This is a genomic window from Pseudomonas sp. R1-15, from assembly GCF_051132085.1.
In the GTDB taxonomy this organism is placed as follows: domain Bacteria; phylum Pseudomonadota; class Gammaproteobacteria; order Pseudomonadales; family Pseudomonadaceae; genus Aquipseudomonas.
The window spans coordinates 4,939,982-4,954,573 of record NZ_CP071660.1; the positions used below are offsets into that span (position 1 = coordinate 4,939,982).

A 14,592-nucleotide genomic window follows, 5' to 3' on the forward strand; every position below is an offset into this window, starting at 1 on the left:
CTGCCTTGGCCTTGAGGCCGTCGATTTCAGCGCTGCTTGTAGACGTCGCGAAGACGCGTGGTGGCGGCGGTGTGGCCGATGTAGTTGCGCACGTCGGCGTGAATCACCACCTCGTCCACCATCTGCGAGACCGGCATGATTGCCCCGGCCTGTTGGTCATAGAGGGTCTGGACCTGGGCGTACATTTGCCGCTGCCGCTCGGGGTCGCGCTCGCGCTCGGCCTGTTCGATCAACTGATTGAGCTGCGGGTTGAAGAACGAGGTGCGCCAGCCCTGGAAGTTGCTCAATTTGGCTTCGCTGCGGTTGTCCGGGTTGTACACCAGGGCCCGCAGGCTCGAATGCGGATGGCGCTCCGCCCCACCACCGCCACGCCCCACGAGGATGTCGAACTGGCGGTCGCGCATCGCCCCATAGATCTGGTTGCCGGTGCCGGTGATGATCGTCGCCTGGATGCCCGCCTGGGCCAGCGTCGCTTGCAGGCTGGTGGCGATGTTGATGAAGGGCGGGTCGGTCAGCGAACGGATGCTCACCTTGAAGCCCTCGGCGTGACCGGCTTCTGCCAGCAGGCGGCGAGCCTCGGCCACGTCCAGGCGATAACCCGGATCGTCCAGGCGTGCCGGCAAGCCCAGTTGCATCGGGCGCTGGTTGATCACGCCGTAGTGCGGCATCACCACGTCGTTAATGCCTTGGTAGTCGATCAGCAGACGGATCGCCTGGCGCACCCGGATGTCCTGGAACAGCGGCTGCTGCATGCTCATCGCCACGTAGTACAGCGTGCCGCGGGCGATGCTCTGGATGCGCACCGCATCCACCTTGCCCAGCGCCTTGATATCGGTGGCCGCCATGCCGCGGGCGACATCCAGGTCACCGCGCTCGACCATCAGGCGCAGGGCCTGGGACTCGGTCATGTTGCGCATGATCACCCGGTGCAACTTCGGCGCGCCGCGCCAGTAGTCCTCGTTGCGGCTCATCAGGATCACATCGTTGGCGCGCCAAATATCCAGCTTGAATGCACCGGACCCGGCGGTGTGCGTCGCCAGCCAGGCCGCGCCCTGATCGTCACCCACCTGATGCTGCAAGGCCACCGAGCGATCGACGATGAAAGCACTGGGAGAGGTAGCCAAGGTATTGAGCACCAGCAACGGATCGGTGCTGCGCGGCAACTCCATGACAAAGGTGTGTGGCCCTTCGGCGCGCATCAGTTTGACGACGTTTTCGGCGGTGAAACCGTAGGCCTTCCAGGTCGACGCCAGGGCGCGATTGAGGATGACCACGCGCTGCAAGGACCAGGCGACATCCTGTGCAGTGAGCGGCGCGCCGGAGTGAAAGCGGACGTCGTCGCGCAATTGAAAGGTCAGGCGCATACGGTCCGGGCTGATTTCCCAGCTTTTCGCCAGGGCCGGCACCAGCGTGTCCGGCTGCGCCGCGTCCTGCTCCAGGAGCATGTCGTAGACATTGGCGTTGACCTCGGCCACTTCCAGGCCGGTCGCGGCCGCCGGGTCCAGGGACAGCAGGTTGATCATGCTCATGCCCACCACCAATTGGTCGGCGGGCGTTTCGCCTTGGGCCAGGCTGACGGGCACCTGCACTGCGCACAGGGCCACGGTGACACACAGCAGCCTGGTCAGGCGCTTGGGCCAGAGTTTCATGGTTCAGTCCTTTCTTATATTTATAAAGACTTGTCGCCCGGGCCGCTCAGCCTCGGACGTGGTGCGCCATCAGTGTCGAGACAAGGTGTTGGCTTCGATATACGCGAAGTTGATGTCCTCGCCCAACCCCGGCCGATCAGACAGATGCACGTAACCGTCGGTATCCATCGGGTCGACAAGACTGTTGAGGTGTGCCGGCACTTCCTCGTAATCGAGGAACGGGTGCAGCAGGCCGCGCTCGTACCACCGGCAGTTGCTGATCGCGCCCACCACCGCCAGGTTCGCCGCGCCGTTGCCGTGGACCTCGCAATCCATGCCGAACGACTCGGCCAGGTGCGCCACTTTCAGGCAAGGGCCGATACCGCCGACGCCAGCCACGCCGGCGCGCAGGATGTCACAGGACTTCTGCGTCACCCAACTGGCGCGGCTGTGGAATTTCCCGGCAATGCTTTCCGGGCCCAGCACCGGGATGTCCAGGTTGGCGGCCAGCCAGGCGTACGACTCGGCGGAGTCTTCCATCATTGGTTCTTCGAACCAGGCGAAATTGAGTTTTTCCAGGGCCTTGCCAATGGTCAGCGCATCCATGCGGCTGTACCAGTGGTAGCCATCGAGCATCAGTGCGATGTCCGGGCCGACCGCCTCGCGCACGGCGGCGCAGGCCTGGATGTCCATTTGCGGATTCGGCGCGAAGGAGATCGGCGGCATCCAGGTGTGCAGCTTGATTGCCTTGTAGCCGCGCTTAACGAGCTTTTCGGCGAACTGGCCGTACTCATCCGGCGTCGACAGACCGCCCGGCAAATCATCGCCGCACATGGTCGAGCCGTAGGCCAGGACTTTGTCACGGTAACCGCCGATGAGCTTGTGCACCGGCAACTTCAGCTTGCGCCCGGCCAGATCCCACAAGGCTTGCTCAACCAGCGCCAGCGCGCGGTCGGTGAACTGGCCGGCGCTGCCGCGCTGCCAGTGCGCCAGGTCTTGCCAGATGCTCTCACGGTCCATCGGGTCGCGGCCGATCAGCACCTTGCGCACGAACGATTCGATGATGTGTGGACGAATCAACTCGGGCGTACCGAAGGCGTAACCCTCCGAGCCATCGTCGCAGCTAATGCGCAGCAGGGCCATTTTGATCATGACTTCGTCGCCTGGATGGGCGTGGCCGGCGCTGTCCTGGGCGCGGCGCGACGGGGTGGAAAAGATTTCGACGTGAACGCCTGTGATTCTCATAAGAAGGAGCCACCGTGTGGTTATTTTTATTTGTATGTCGTCATACAACGTTGCGGATTATTTGTACGTTTACTCGGAGCTGTCAAGCCTGCGCATCAGCTAAATATGAGGTTTTTCGGATCAGCTCTATTTTGAAAAGATGACGACTTGAAATGTCGTCATACCACGATCTAATAATCAGCTCGTTTCCCTTGGGAAATTCTGACTACAGTGACGTGGCCCATCTGTGCCCGCCTTGTGGAGACCGGTATGAAAAATTTCACCATCGAGCGCATCGACCACGTCGTACTGCGCGTGACGAACATCGAGCGCAGCCTCGCCTTCTACACCTCGGTGCTCGGTTGCGAACTGAAGAAGCGGCGGGACGATTTGGGGTTGGTCCACCTCGGCGCCGGGGCGTCGATGATCGATCTGGTGGATGTCGAAGGACCGCTCGGCCGTCAGGGTGGCGCGGCGTCGGGCAGGCAGGGGCACAACGTCGATCACTTCTGCCTGCGCGTCGAACCGTTTGACGAACAAGCCCTGCTCGCTCATCTGGGGGCAGCCGGGCTGGATGTCGAGAAGGCACAGATGCGCTATGGCGCGGAGGGGCAAGGCTGGTCGATCTATTGCTTGGACCCGGATGGCAACCAGATCGAGTTGAAGGGACCGGCGCTGGAGCCTTGAGCTCCAGCGGGACTTACGCTGCCGGGGTGCGCTTGTATCGACTCAGACCAAAAGATGCCTGGAAATGACCTTGGAGATTTCGACGATGCCGGTCTTGCCGGTGAATTCGAACTTCACCTTGCCCAAGGACGAAAAATAAATCTCCAGTTCGGAATCCAGGTCGAAGGTGCCGGAGGTTTCCACCGAGTACGCAACGATATTCTTGTAGGGCAGCGAGGTGAAATCCTTCTTGCTGCCGGTAATGCCCTGCACGTTTACCGCGATGATGCGTTTGTTGGTGAACACCACGCCATCACGCATCGACTTGTAGGCGTCGATCACCTGTTCACCGTCCAGCAACAGATCCGAGACGCGTTCGGCGTATTCGTTGTTTTGCTTGAGCTTGAAGAAGCCTTTGTTGTTGAAGTCGATCATTGTCAAATCCATGAAATAGAAAGACGCGCGAATAACGTGTACGACTCGGTCAGATCCTGCTCCTGCGCCGTCGACGCCAGATGATGCCCACCACTACCGCCGTGATCGCCACCCCGATGTTTCCAAACAGCCAGATCGCGAAGTTGCGGCTCTGGTCCGCCTCGCTTTCGTATAACGGTCCAAAGTAGCTTCCGATCAGTATGAAAAACAGATTGAAGGCACCCACGGCCAACGCGACGAACAATAAGACAAACAGGACGCCCTTGATCACCTTCATATGACCTTCCAGAACCAGATGTCCTTGGACTCATGGTAATCGGAGAATGTACCTTCGATGGACAAGCCCATTTGTATCCGTGGGTAACTCAACCAATCTGTCAGTCGACGGCCATTCCACAGATCGATATGGTCACCACTGCGGTTGGCAGGGGTTTCATTCGCACGACGCCAGAAATCCTTGAAAAAAATAATGCCTTGCTGCCCTTCAAGGCTGCTCTCGAAGTCCTCGCTCTTGACGATTTTCATGCCTTGCAAGCCGGGAATCCTGGCCCGACTCAAGGCTTTGGCCAGTTCTTCGGCAGCCAGTATGTGCCCTTCGCTCTTGGGGTGTTGCCAACAATGACGCACACCTCTGAGCTGGCCCATGTCGACACCTGCGCGCCGCAGGGCGACGCCGAGGTTGATTGCGCATTGGTCGCTGAAGTTCTTCGAGCCATTGGTTCGGCAGGGGGCGGCATCGCCGAATATTTCCGGATGACTTTTCCACAACTTGTCGAACGTGAACATCCTGCCTCTCCTGAGATTTCTGATCCTGAGGGGCCTAGCCTAGCAGATGACAAGAGCCCCCCATTTGCTCGGTTTTCTTTTCACCAGCGTTTTTTCTCCTAGACTTGCATTGATTCATTTTCGAATCAGTGCGCATGCCAAGCGGTAATGCAAAAGGAATAAACGCAAATGCTCAACCCCTTATGGAAAGCGCTCATCTGCACCCTGGTTTTCAGCGCACTGGGCAGCGCCTACGCAGCCGACCCCATCGTGATCAGGTTTTCCCATGTGGTGGGCGAACAGACGCCCAAGGGCCAGGGCGCCCTGATGTTCAAGAAGCTGGTGGAGGAGCGGTTGCCGGGCAAGGTCACGGTGGAGGTGTATCCCAACTCCACACTGTATGGCGACGACAAGGAAATGGAAGCGTTGCTGCTGGGAGACGTGCAGATCATCGCGCGGTCACTGGCCAAGTTCGAGCAGTACACCCGCAAGGTGCAGTTGTTCGACTTGCCGTTCCTGTTCGATGACATTGCCGCGGTGGACCGTTTCCAACAGAGCCCCGAGGGCCAGCAGCTGCTCAAGTCCATGGAGAGCAAGAACGTCACCGGCCTGGCCTATTGGCACAACGGCATGAAGCAGCTGTCGGCGAACAAACCCCTGCGCACGCCCGAAGATGCGCGCGGCCTGGTCTTCCGCGTGCAGACTTCCGCGGTGCTGGAGGAACAGTTCAAGGCGGTGAGTGCCAAAGGCCAGCCGATGATTTTTTCGGTGGTGTATCAGGGCTTGCGAACGGGGCTGGTCAATGGCACGGAAAATACCTATTCGAACTTCTACAATCAGAAACTGCATGAGGTACAGAAATACGTTACCGAGTCCAACCACGGCATCCTCGACTACATGCTGATCACCACATCGGATTTCTGGAACGGCCTGCCGCCGGATATCCGCGGTGAGCTGGAAAAGATCGTGGTCGAATCCACCGCTCATGCCAACAAGGAAGCGGAGCGATTCAACCAGCTGGACAAACAGCACGTCCTGGATGCCAAGACCACCGAGATCATGACCCTCACGCCGCAAGAGCGGAATGCCTGGCGAGAGAAAATGAAACCGGTATGGGCGAAGTTCGAAAAGGATATCGGCCCGGAGCTGATCAAAGCCGCCGAAGCATCCAACAAGACGCAGTAAAGCCCTGCACTTGATGTCACAATGCCCCGGCAAGCTGTTTTTCTGCCTAGACTTGCAAGTGTCCCACCGTGCGTCGTGTTTTGAATGAGCCCGCACGCGAAAAACTAAAAATAAAAGGAACCCCTATGTTTAAACCTATGTGGAAAGCACTCGTCTGCACACTGGCCCTCAGCGCGTTGAGCAGCGCCATGGCGGCTGATCCGGTGGTTATCAAATTCTCGCACGTGGTGGCCGAACAAACCCCCAAAGGCCAAGGCGCGTTGCTCTTCAAAAAGTTGGTGGAAGAGCGATTGCCGGGCAAAGTGAAGGTCGAGGTGTACCCCAACTCGTCGTTATTCGGCGATGGCAAGGAAATGGAAGCCCTGCTCCTGGGTGACGTGCAAATGATCGCGCCATCGCTCGCCAAGTTCGAGCAATACACCAAGACGGTGCAGTTGTTCGACCTGCCGTTCCTGTTTGATGACATCTCTGCCGTGGACCGTTTTCAACTGAGCCCTGAAGGTCAGAAACTGCTCAAGTCCATGGAAAGCAAGAACATCACCGGCCTGGCCTATTGGCACAACGGCATGAAGCAACTTTCTGCCAACAAACCCCTGCGCGAACCCAAGGACGCACGCGGCCTGAAGTTTCGCGTACAGGCATCGGCAGTGCTGGAAGAACAGTTCAAGGCCGTCAATGCCAACCCGCGCAAGATGAGCTTCGCCGAGGTGTACCAAGGCCTGCAGACCGGCGTGGTCAACGGTGCGGAAAACCCCTACTCGAACATCTACAGCCAGAAAATGCATGAAGTGCAGAAGTACATCACCGAGTCCAACCATGGCTTGCTCGACTACATGCTGATCACCAACACCAAGTTCTGGAATGGCCTGCAGCCGGACGTACGCAGCGAACTGGACAAGATCCTTGTGGAAGTCACCGCCCATGTGAACAAGGAAGCGGCGCAACTGAACCAGAACGACAAGCAGCGCATCCTCGACGCCAAGACCACCGAGATCATTACCCTCACGCCTGAAGAACGCAACGCATGGCGCGACAAGATGAAACCGGTCTGGAAGAAGTTCGAAGGTGACATCGGCGCTGACCTGATCCAAGCCGCCGAAGCCTCCAACAAGGCTCAGTAATGGGTTGGTCGGCGCTGCCGCCGTGGCAGCGCCGGCCTGTCGTCCTCCCTGCAGGAGATGCCATCCATGAACGCCCTTCGGCGCACCTGGGAACATTTCGAGGAAGGTTTCATTGCCTTCCTTCTGGCCGCCATGACGTTGGTCACTTTCGTCTACGTGGTCCTCAACAACCTTTATGCAGTGTTCTACAGCCTTGGCGACAACTGGCCAGCCGCCAGCGAACCGATGTTCGCCATTGGCGACGGCATCATGGGCATGGCCCAGGCCATGACCTGGAGCAGCGCGCTGACCAAGGCGCTGTTTGGCTGGCTGATTTTTTTTGGCCTGTCGTATGGCGTGCGCACGGCCGGCCACATCGGCGTCGACGCGTTGGTGAAACTGGCGAGCAAACCGGTGCAGCGCATTATCGGCGTGATCGCCTGCCTGTGCTGCCTGGCCTACGCCGGGTTGCTGGCCGTGGCGAGTTACGAATGGATCAATACCTTGATGATTGCCCAGATCGGCGCGGAAGACCTCGGCCATTTCGGCATCATGCAATGGCACGTAGGGCTGATCGTGCCGGTAGGTTTTGCCCTGGTGTTTATCCGCTTCGCGGAAATCCTGGTGCGCATCCTGATGAACCGTCAGACAGGCCTGGGTCTTGCCGATGAAGCGGCCGAAGCGATCAAACTGACCGAGATCGAGGAAGACAAGCCATGACCATTGCCTTCCTGTTCATCGCGCTGTTCGTGCTGATGTTCATTGGCGTGCCCATCGCCATTTCCCTCGGGCTGGCCGGTTCGCTGACGATCATTTTCTTCAGCCCCGATTCGGTACGCTCCCTGGCAATCAAGCTGTTCGAGACATCCGAACACTACACCCTACTGGCGATTCCATTCTTCCTGCTGGCCGGTGCGTTCATGACCACGGGTGGCGTGGCGCGACGGTTGATCGACTTTGCCAACGCCTGCGTCGGACACGTCCGCGGTGGCCTGGCGATTGCGGCGGTGCTGGCGTGCATGCTGTTTGCCGCGTTGTCCGGTTCCAGCCCCGCGACGGTGGCAGCGGTGGGTTCGATTGCCATCGCCGGCATGGTGCGCTCAGGTTATCCCCAGGCGTTTGGTGCCGGCATCGTCTGCAACGCCGGGACCCTGGGCATCCTGATTCCGCCGTCGATCGTCATGGTGGTCTATGCCGCCGCGACCGAAACCTCGGTAGGAAAATTGTTCATGGCGGGTGTGATACCGGGCCTGCTGCTGGGGTTCTTCTTGATGGTGGCGATCTACATCGTCGCGGTTAAGAAAAAACTCCCGGCGATGCCTCGGGCGACGCTGCGGGAATGGCTGAGCACGGCACGCCAGGCCATCTGGGGCTTGCTGCTGATGGTGATCATCCTCGGTGGGATCTATTCGGGGATGTTCACGCCCACCGAAGCAGCAGCAGTGGCGGCGGTCTACTCAGCGTTTATCGCGCTGTTCGTCTACAAGGACCTGACGTTCCGCGAAACCCCCAAGGTGCTGCTGGAGTCGGCCAAGCTGAGCATCATGCTGATGTTCATCATCGCCAACGCCATGCTCTTCGCCCACGTGCTGACCACCGAGCAACTGCCGCAGCAGATCACTGCGTGGGTGATCGAGGCCGGGCTGACGCCAGTAACCTTCCTGCTGGTGGTCAACATCGTGCTGCTGATTGCCGGTGCGTTCATGGAGCCTTCGGCGATCATCCTGATCCTGGCGCCGATCCTGTTCCCTATCGCCATGAAGCTGGGCATCGACCCGATCCACCTGGGCATCATCATGGTGGTGAACCTGGAGATCGGCCTGATCACGCCGCCGGTGGGCTTGAATCTGTTCGTCACCTCGGCGGTGACCGGCATGTCGCTGACGGCGACCATCCGCGCGGCCATGCCGTGGCTGATGATTCTGCTGGCGTTCCTGGTGCTGATTACCTATGTACCGTGGATCTCGCTCGCGCTGCCTAACTGGTTGGGGATGAGCTGATTATTCCGAGCTGAACATACCGCCCTGTGGTGAGGGAGCAATGCTCCATTGCCGCAGGCGCGCATGCCCCCTCCCCGCGTACGCATGCGTTATGATCCCTGCTTTATTCTGAAACAGAGCTTTTCCCACGCATGTTGCCGGCCCCTTCCGATACCCCGATCACCCTCCCCCCCGTCCTTGTCGGCCCGCTGTTGCGACGACTGGAGCCGACGCGGCTGGTGATGTGGCTGGTGGGGACACGAGCGTTGGCGTTGACGCTGAGTATCGACGGCGTCGGCGACCTGGCGCTGGATGCGTCGCGCTGCACCGTGGTGCCGGTGGGGCAACGAGCGTTTGTGCATTTGATCGATGTGACACTCGATACGCCCTTGCCCCAGGACGTGGCGATTGACTACGACCTGCTGGTGGACGGCGTCCCCATTGCCGAATGGGCGCCGTATCTGTTGTACGGCGACGCAAAGCGTCCGAACTTCATGCTGCATTCGCGCATAGAACAGCTGGTCCACGGCTCTTGTCGTAAACCCCATTTCCCGGCCAATGATGGTCTGCTCTGTGTCGACCGCTTGTTGGCGGAGTCTGCGGAGCAGCGTCCGGCATTGCTGATGATGAGCGGCGACCAGGTGTACGCCGACGATGTCGCCGGGCCGATGTTGCGGGCGATTCATGCCCTGATCGAGCGCTTGGGCCTGTTCGAGGAGTGCCTGGAAGGTGCGGTGGTGGAAGACAGCGCCAAACTCTACCAACACCCGGCCAGTTATTATCACCGCGCGGATCTGTTACCGGCGCTTGAGAGCAACAAAACCCTGCGCGAACGTTTTTTCGGCGGGGCGCGCAAGCCGATCTTCACCAGCAGCAGCGCCGACAACCATCTGGTGACCTTCGCCGAGGTCATGGCGATGTATCTGCTGGTGTGGTCGCCCGTACCGTGGACGCTGATCGATCCGCAACCGCCTGAATTGACCGCCGAACGGCGCCAGCGCTACGACCTCGAACAACAGCGCATCGAGGCATTCAAGACCGGGCTGGATGGCGTGGCACGGGTGTTCGCCCATCTGTCGTGCCTGATGATTTTCGATGATCACGACATCACCGATGACTGGAACCTGTCCGCGCAATGGGAGGAAACGGCCTACGGCCATCCCTTCTCCAAACGCATCATCGGCAACGCGCTGATCGCCTATCTGCTCTGCCAGGGCTGGGGCAACAACCCGGATGCCTTTGGCGAAGTGATCGAGCAGACCGTGGCCTTGAGCGACACCGCCCGGGACCGCTACATCGACAGCGGGCCCCAGGATGCGTTGATCGACACCCTGCTCGGTTTCCAGCAATGGCATTACGTGTTGCCGAGCACGCCGGCGCTCGTGGTGCTCGACACCCGCACCCGCCGCTGGCGCAGCGAGAATAGCCTCAAGCAGCCGTCGGGCCTGCTGGACTGGGAAGCCCTGAGCGAACTGCAGCAGGAACTGCTGGACCATCCCTCGGCGATCATCGTCTCGCCGGCGCCGATCTTTGGCGTCAAGCTGATCGAGACCGTGCAGCGGCTGTTCAGCTGGTGCGGCTACCCGCTGTTGGTGGATGCGGAGAATTGGATGGCCCACCGTGGCGCGGCCCAGGTGATCCTGAATATTTTCCGCCACTCGCGCACGCCGGGAAGCTACGTGGTGTTGTCCGGCGATGTGCATTATTCCTTCGTCTACGAGGTGCTGATCCCGCACCGCAAGGGCGGCCCACGTGTCTGGCAGATCACCAGCAGCGGTATCAAGAACGAGTTCCCGCCGGCGCTGCTGGAATGGTTCGATCGGCTGAACCGCTGGCTCTATTCACCACGCTCGCCCTTGAACTGGTTCACCAAGCGCCGCAGCATGCGCATCGTCCCCCATGTCCCGGAACATGCCGAAGCCGGGGAACGGCTGTGGAACTCGGCGGGGATTGGCCAGGTGTTTTTCAACGAACAGGGGCAACCGGCGCAGATCTATCAGCACAACGCCAACGGCAAGCCGCCCACGCGCATGCTGGCGCCGAAGTCTCCCTTGAGCTGAACGGCTATTTTTGCGAGCAGGCTCGCTCCCACAGGGATTGGGCAGGGTCAGGGTTCAGAACGCCAGTTGCAGGCTCTGTTGGCCTTCGAGGCTCAGCAGGAACTGTTTGGCGGCAAGGCCGCCGGCGAAACCGGTGAGGCTGCCGGAGGTGCCGATGACCCGATGGCAGGGCGCGATGATCGAGATCGGGTTGCGTCCGTTGGCGGCACCGACCGCGCGCGTCGCGGTCGGTTGGCCGATCTGGATGGCTATGTCGCGATAGCTGCGGGTTTCGCCGAACGGGATAGTCAGCAGAGCCTGCCAGACTCGCTCCTGAAAGTCGGTGCCGGCGAAATCCAGTTCAAGCTCGAAACGGCGGCGTTGGCCAGAAAAATATTCCAGCAGTTGACGCTCGGTTTCCTTGAGGGTCGGATGATCACTGTCCTGCTCCAACGGTCCGAGGCGCACCCGGTTGAGCCGCTCGTTCTCCCACAGGATGGCCGCCAGCTTGGTGCCGCGGGCGACAAGGATCAGCTCGCCTACGGGGGATTGGATGGTTTGGTAAAGGGGCGGCATTCAAGTGGTTCCTTGGCTCACGCTCATTGCTTTTGTGGCGAGGGGATTTATCCCCGCTGAGTTGCGGAGCAACTCATAGCTTGCCACACCGCGCTGTCAGATCTTAGGGTCGCTTCGCAACCCAGCGGGAGTAAAGAACTCAGCCCAACAACCCCAAGGCCTTCGCCCGCGCTACGGCCTGGGTGCGGCGTTCGACGCCAAGTTTGCTGTTGATGTGGCTGGCATGGGTTTTTACCGTGTGCAGCGAGATGAACAACTGCTCGCTTATTTCCTGATTGGAACATCCCTGGGCGATCAGTTGCAGCACTGCCCTCTCGCGGCTGCTGAGGGTTTCGACCGGGACCGAGGGTTCGATCGCTGGCGTCGCGGCCGACGGCAAGCATTCGAGCAAGTGCTGGCGCACGTCACTGGGCGGCGCATGCAGCAACTGTTCGCGCAGCCATTCACGATGCTCTCCCAACAACCATTCGAAAGGCTGCAACACGCCGCCTATGGCGGCATCGAACGCCTGGGCCAGGGTGCTGCGGGCCTCGGGTTCGCGGCCCAGGCGCAGCAGCAAGGCCACCTTCTGGTTGAGCACCATCACGCTGAGCATCTGCCGCCCGGTTTGCTGTGCGTGTTCAAGCAAGGCATCGAGGCGCCCCTCGGCCTGCATCGGTTGGCCCTTTATGGATTCCAGCAACGCCTGCTGCAGCTCGACATGCAACGGCAACTGCGGGTGGAATTCCGGTGGCGCGGCGGCCCGCTCGCCGGTGTAGGTCTGGCCCAGCCGCGCCAGCCAGGCTTCGGCCAGCTCGGTACGGCCCTGGGCCAGCCAGAGCTCGCATTTGACCAGGGTGATCATCGCCAGGTAGTAAACCGGTGGTACATCCCAGATGTGCATCAGGCGCTCGGCCTCGGCCAGCTCGGCGAAGGCCCGGGCGAATTCGCCGTTATAGCCTTCGACCCGGGCAATCACGCAGTGGCCGATCAACACACTGATATCGCGACAAGCCCGGGCTTCGGTCAGGCCGGCCTGCAACCGTGTCAATCCGGCCTGGGACTGCATGCGCAGCGTCAACAGGAAGCCTTCGTACAGCACCAATCGCGCGCGCACCGCATACAGCCGTTGCGGCGACAATCCGTGCAGCCGCTGCAGCCCCTGCTTCACTTCATCGAGCGCGCGCAGGATCTCCCCTCGCGCCTGCAACACCCGCGCACGATCGTAATGGGCCAGCGCCTCGAACAACGGATTGCCGACCCGCTGCGCCAGTTCGAGGGAGTCACGGTTCAGCGCGCGGGCGCGCCACAGGTCACCGTCGGCAATCGCCAGGTTCGACAGGGTGGACAAGCACATCAGGCGCTGGCCATAGCGTTTCTGCGGCAGGCTTTCCAGGGCTTCGGTGCAATAGCGCAGTGTGGCCTCCCGGTCGCCACGCCCGCGGGCGACGATGCCGCTCAGGGCCAGCCACTGGGCGAGCATGGATTTTTGCGCGGTGGCCGACGGCGCCGGCAGGAAGCGACTCAAGTGGGCGGCCAGTTCCTCGGCGGCATCCAGTTGACTGGCCAGGCCCAACGCCCAGCTGTAGAGCACGATCAGCCGTGGAGTGCTGATGAGCAGGCTATCAGGCAGGTCCATTTTCCAGCGCAGCAACATGCCGACGTTCTGCTCGGCCAGCAGTTGTTCTTCCGAAAGGTTCTGCACCAGGTTCGCCGCCACGTCCAGGTGCCCGGCACGCAACGCCTGCTCCACGGCTTCGTCGATGAGACCCTGGGCGTTGAACCAGCGACAGGCGCGCAAGTGCAGAGTCGCGGCCGGCACCATGGCCGGTGCGCTGGGCCGGCTGCGCAACAGGTCGGAAAACAGGTGGTGGTAGCGGTACCAGTGGCCATGCTCGTCCAGCGGCACCAGAAAAACCTGGTGGGCGGCCAGGTACTGGAGAATTTCGTGACTGTCATGGGCGTCGCGCACCGCATCGCACAGTTCGCTGCAAAAGCGCTCCTGTGGTGCGGTGTCGTAGAGAAACGCCTGCACCTCGGGGGGCAGGCAATCGATGACTTCTTCGAGCAGATAATCGCGAATCAGCCCTTCACCACCATGCAGGGCCTGGGGCAGCCGGCCTTCGCTACCGGCCTCGGAAGCGGCCAGCAGCCAGAAACGCAGCCCGGCGACCCAGCCTTCGCTGCGCTGGATCAGGCTCTCCAGTGCCTCGCCACGCAGCGAGCTGCTGTGGTGCTGGAGCAAGGTCAACGCTTCGTCATGGGTCAGGCGCAGGTCCTGCTCGTTGAGTTCGAGCAATTGCCGCGACAGGCGCAGACGCGCCAGGTGCCAGTCCGGACGCTGGCGGCTGGTGACCAGCACCAGCAAGCCCTCGGGCAGGTGATTGAGGAAAAACTGCAGGCAACGATCCAGCACCGGACTCTGGGCCAGGTGGTAATCGTCGAGTACCAGCAACAGCGGGGCGCGGGAGGAAAGGTGGCTGGACAGTTCATCCAGCAAGCCGTCGAGCCATTCCTCGAAAGCAAAGGGCTGGTGCCGCTGGCGCATCTTCAGCAGGCCCAACGCCCGTCCGCCCAGCTGCGCATAAAAGGCCTGAAGCCCTTCGAGCAGCCGCTCCAGGAAGCGGCCCGGATCATTGTCCCGGGCACTGAGCCCCAACCAGAGACTCCGCCAATGGGCCGGCAGGCTCTGGCAGAATTCCACCGCCAGGGAGCTTTTGCCGAACCCCGCCGGTGCACTCACCAGCAGCAGGCGACCGCCGAGCCCAGCGCTCAGACGCTCGCACAACCGCGGCCGCGGGACGTGACCGTCGGGCAAGGGCGGGCGGTAGAAACGCCCGTCCTGTACCGCGATGGCTGCGCGGGCAGAATCCGCAGGTGAAGACAAATCAGTCATGGCCGGCTCTTGTTGGAATGCGGGTGGCGGCGTTGCAGATGTCCGCAGACTAGCGGTAAACGAGGAGGTATTGAAGGGAGTGCTACAAATGGCTACAAAAAGGCTACAAGCGGTTGGCCG

Annotated in this window: 13 protein-coding genes; 6 read left to right on the forward strand and 7 right to left on the reverse strand. The window is 60.9% G+C overall.

Annotation, left to right across the window (positions count from 1 at the left end):
• Nucleotides 1-26: 26 nt before the first annotated feature.
• Nucleotides 27-1,649 carry an ABC transporter substrate-binding protein gene (locus J3P97_RS22265; RefSeq protein WP_434672785.1) on the reverse strand — a complete coding sequence of 541 codons (1,623 nt, stop codon included), beginning with the start codon at nucleotides 1,647-1,649 and terminating at the stop codon, nucleotides 27-29.
• Nucleotides 1,650-1,718: 69 nt separating this feature from the next.
• Nucleotides 1,719-2,873, reverse strand: a complete 1,155-nt coding sequence (locus J3P97_RS22270; protein WP_434601809.1) for a mandelate racemase family protein — start codon at nucleotides 2,871-2,873, stop codon at nucleotides 1,719-1,721.
• A gap of 249 nt (nucleotides 2,874-3,122) precedes the next feature.
• Between J3P97_RS22270 and J3P97_RS22275 the strand changes: the two genes are divergently transcribed.
• Nucleotides 3,123-3,539: a VOC family protein gene (locus tag J3P97_RS22275; protein WP_434571914.1), complete on the forward strand. Its 417-nt coding sequence runs from the start codon at nucleotides 3,123-3,125 to the stop codon at nucleotides 3,537-3,539.
• Nucleotides 3,540-3,581: 42 nt separating this feature from the next.
• Here J3P97_RS22275 and J3P97_RS22280 read toward each other — a convergent pair whose 3' ends face one another.
• The 3 genes from J3P97_RS22280 to J3P97_RS22290 are packed head-to-tail and all read right to left on the reverse strand — an operon-like array spanning nucleotide 3,582 to nucleotide 4,739.
• Nucleotides 3,582-3,953, reverse strand: coding sequence for a PH domain-containing protein (locus tag J3P97_RS22280; RefSeq protein WP_305498907.1), 372 nt, complete (start codon nucleotides 3,951-3,953; stop codon nucleotides 3,582-3,584).
• A gap of 49 nt (nucleotides 3,954-4,002) precedes the next feature.
• Entirely contained in the window at nucleotides 4,003-4,230 is a 228-nt protein-coding gene (locus tag J3P97_RS22285) for a hypothetical protein (protein ID WP_434672786.1), read from the reverse strand.
• Entirely contained in the window at nucleotides 4,227-4,739 is a 513-nt protein-coding gene (locus tag J3P97_RS22290; protein ID WP_434672787.1) for a type VI secretion system amidase effector protein Tae4, read from the reverse strand. The genes J3P97_RS22285 and J3P97_RS22290 overlap by 4 nt, the downstream gene beginning before the upstream one ends.
• A 168-nt stretch (nucleotides 4,740-4,907) precedes the next feature.
• Between J3P97_RS22290 and J3P97_RS22295 the strand changes: the two genes are divergently transcribed.
• The 5 genes from J3P97_RS22295 (at nucleotide 4,908) to J3P97_RS22315 (ending at nucleotide 11,042) form a co-directional block, all read left to right on the forward strand.
• Nucleotides 4,908-5,903 carry a TRAP transporter substrate-binding protein gene (locus tag J3P97_RS22295; protein WP_434672788.1) on the forward strand — a complete coding sequence of 332 codons (996 nt, stop codon included), beginning with the start codon at nucleotides 4,908-4,910 and terminating at the stop codon, nucleotides 5,901-5,903.
• 125 nt (nucleotides 5,904-6,028) lie between these two features.
• Nucleotides 6,029-7,024, forward strand: a complete 996-nt coding sequence (gene dctP / locus J3P97_RS22300; RefSeq protein ID WP_434571906.1) for a C4-dicarboxylate TRAP substrate-binding protein DctP — start codon at nucleotides 6,029-6,031, stop codon at nucleotides 7,022-7,024.
• Nucleotides 7,025-7,090: 66 nt separating this feature from the next.
• A complete protein-coding gene (locus J3P97_RS22305; protein WP_434571904.1) occupies nucleotides 7,091-7,723 on the forward strand; it encodes a TRAP transporter small permease in 633 nt (210 codons plus the stop codon).
• Nucleotides 7,720-9,003, forward strand: a complete 1,284-nt coding sequence (gene dctM / locus J3P97_RS22310) for a C4-dicarboxylate TRAP transporter large permease protein DctM (RefSeq protein ID WP_434601811.1) — start codon at nucleotides 7,720-7,722, stop codon at nucleotides 9,001-9,003. Before J3P97_RS22305 ends, dctM begins: the two co-directional genes overlap by 4 nt.
• Nucleotides 9,004-9,134: 131 nt before the next feature.
• Complete coding sequence (locus J3P97_RS22315) at nucleotides 9,135-11,042, forward strand: alkaline phosphatase D family protein (RefSeq protein ID WP_434672789.1); 1,908 nt, start codon at nucleotides 9,135-9,137, stop codon at nucleotides 11,040-11,042.
• A 54-nt stretch (nucleotides 11,043-11,096) separates the two neighbouring features.
• Here J3P97_RS22315 and J3P97_RS22320 read toward each other — a convergent pair whose 3' ends face one another.
• Nucleotides 11,097-11,597, reverse strand: a complete 501-nt coding sequence (locus tag J3P97_RS22320) for a methylated-DNA--[protein]-cysteine S-methyltransferase (protein ID WP_434672790.1) — start codon at nucleotides 11,595-11,597, stop codon at nucleotides 11,097-11,099.
• Nucleotides 11,598-11,736: 139 nt separating this feature from the next.
• Nucleotides 11,737-14,472, reverse strand: coding sequence for a LuxR C-terminal-related transcriptional regulator (locus tag J3P97_RS22325; RefSeq protein WP_434601813.1), 2,736 nt, complete (start codon nucleotides 14,470-14,472; stop codon nucleotides 11,737-11,739).
• Nucleotides 14,473-14,592 lie beyond the last annotated feature (120 nt).

Bases quoted from the DNA above. Each gene is read 5' to 3' on its own strand.
- J3P97_RS22265 (WP_434672785.1), bottom strand. From the start codon at position 1,649: ATGAAACTCTGGCCCAAGCGCCTGACCAGGCTGCTGTGTGTCACCGTG.
- J3P97_RS22270 (WP_434601809.1), bottom strand. From the start codon at position 2,873: ATGAGAATCACAGGCGTTCACGTCGAAATCTTTTCCACCCCGTCGCGC.
- J3P97_RS22275 (WP_434571914.1), top strand. From the start codon at position 3,123: ATGAAAAATTTCACCATCGAGCGCATCGACCACGTCGTACTGCGCGTG.
- J3P97_RS22280 (WP_305498907.1), bottom strand. From the start codon at position 3,953: ATGATCGACTTCAACAACAAAGGCTTCTTCAAGCTCAAGCAAAACAAC.
- J3P97_RS22285 (WP_434672786.1), bottom strand. From the start codon at position 4,230: ATGAAGGTGATCAAGGGCGTCCTGTTTGTCTTATTGTTCGTCGCGTTG.
- J3P97_RS22290 (WP_434672787.1), bottom strand. From the start codon at position 4,739: ATGTTCACGTTCGACAAGTTGTGGAAAAGTCATCCGGAAATATTCGGC.
- J3P97_RS22295 (WP_434672788.1), top strand. From the start codon at position 4,908: ATGCTCAACCCCTTATGGAAAGCGCTCATCTGCACCCTGGTTTTCAGC.
- dctP (WP_434571906.1), top strand. From the start codon at position 6,029: ATGTTTAAACCTATGTGGAAAGCACTCGTCTGCACACTGGCCCTCAGC.
- J3P97_RS22305 (WP_434571904.1), top strand. From the start codon at position 7,091: ATGAACGCCCTTCGGCGCACCTGGGAACATTTCGAGGAAGGTTTCATT.
- dctM (WP_434601811.1), top strand. From the start codon at position 7,720: ATGACCATTGCCTTCCTGTTCATCGCGCTGTTCGTGCTGATGTTCATT.
- J3P97_RS22315 (WP_434672789.1), top strand. From the start codon at position 9,135: ATGTTGCCGGCCCCTTCCGATACCCCGATCACCCTCCCCCCCGTCCTT.
- J3P97_RS22320 (WP_434672790.1), bottom strand. From the start codon at position 11,597: ATGCCGCCCCTTTACCAAACCATCCAATCCCCCGTAGGCGAGCTGATC.
- J3P97_RS22325 (WP_434601813.1), bottom strand. From the start codon at position 14,472: ATGACTGATTTGTCTTCACCTGCGGATTCTGCCCGCGCAGCCATCGCG.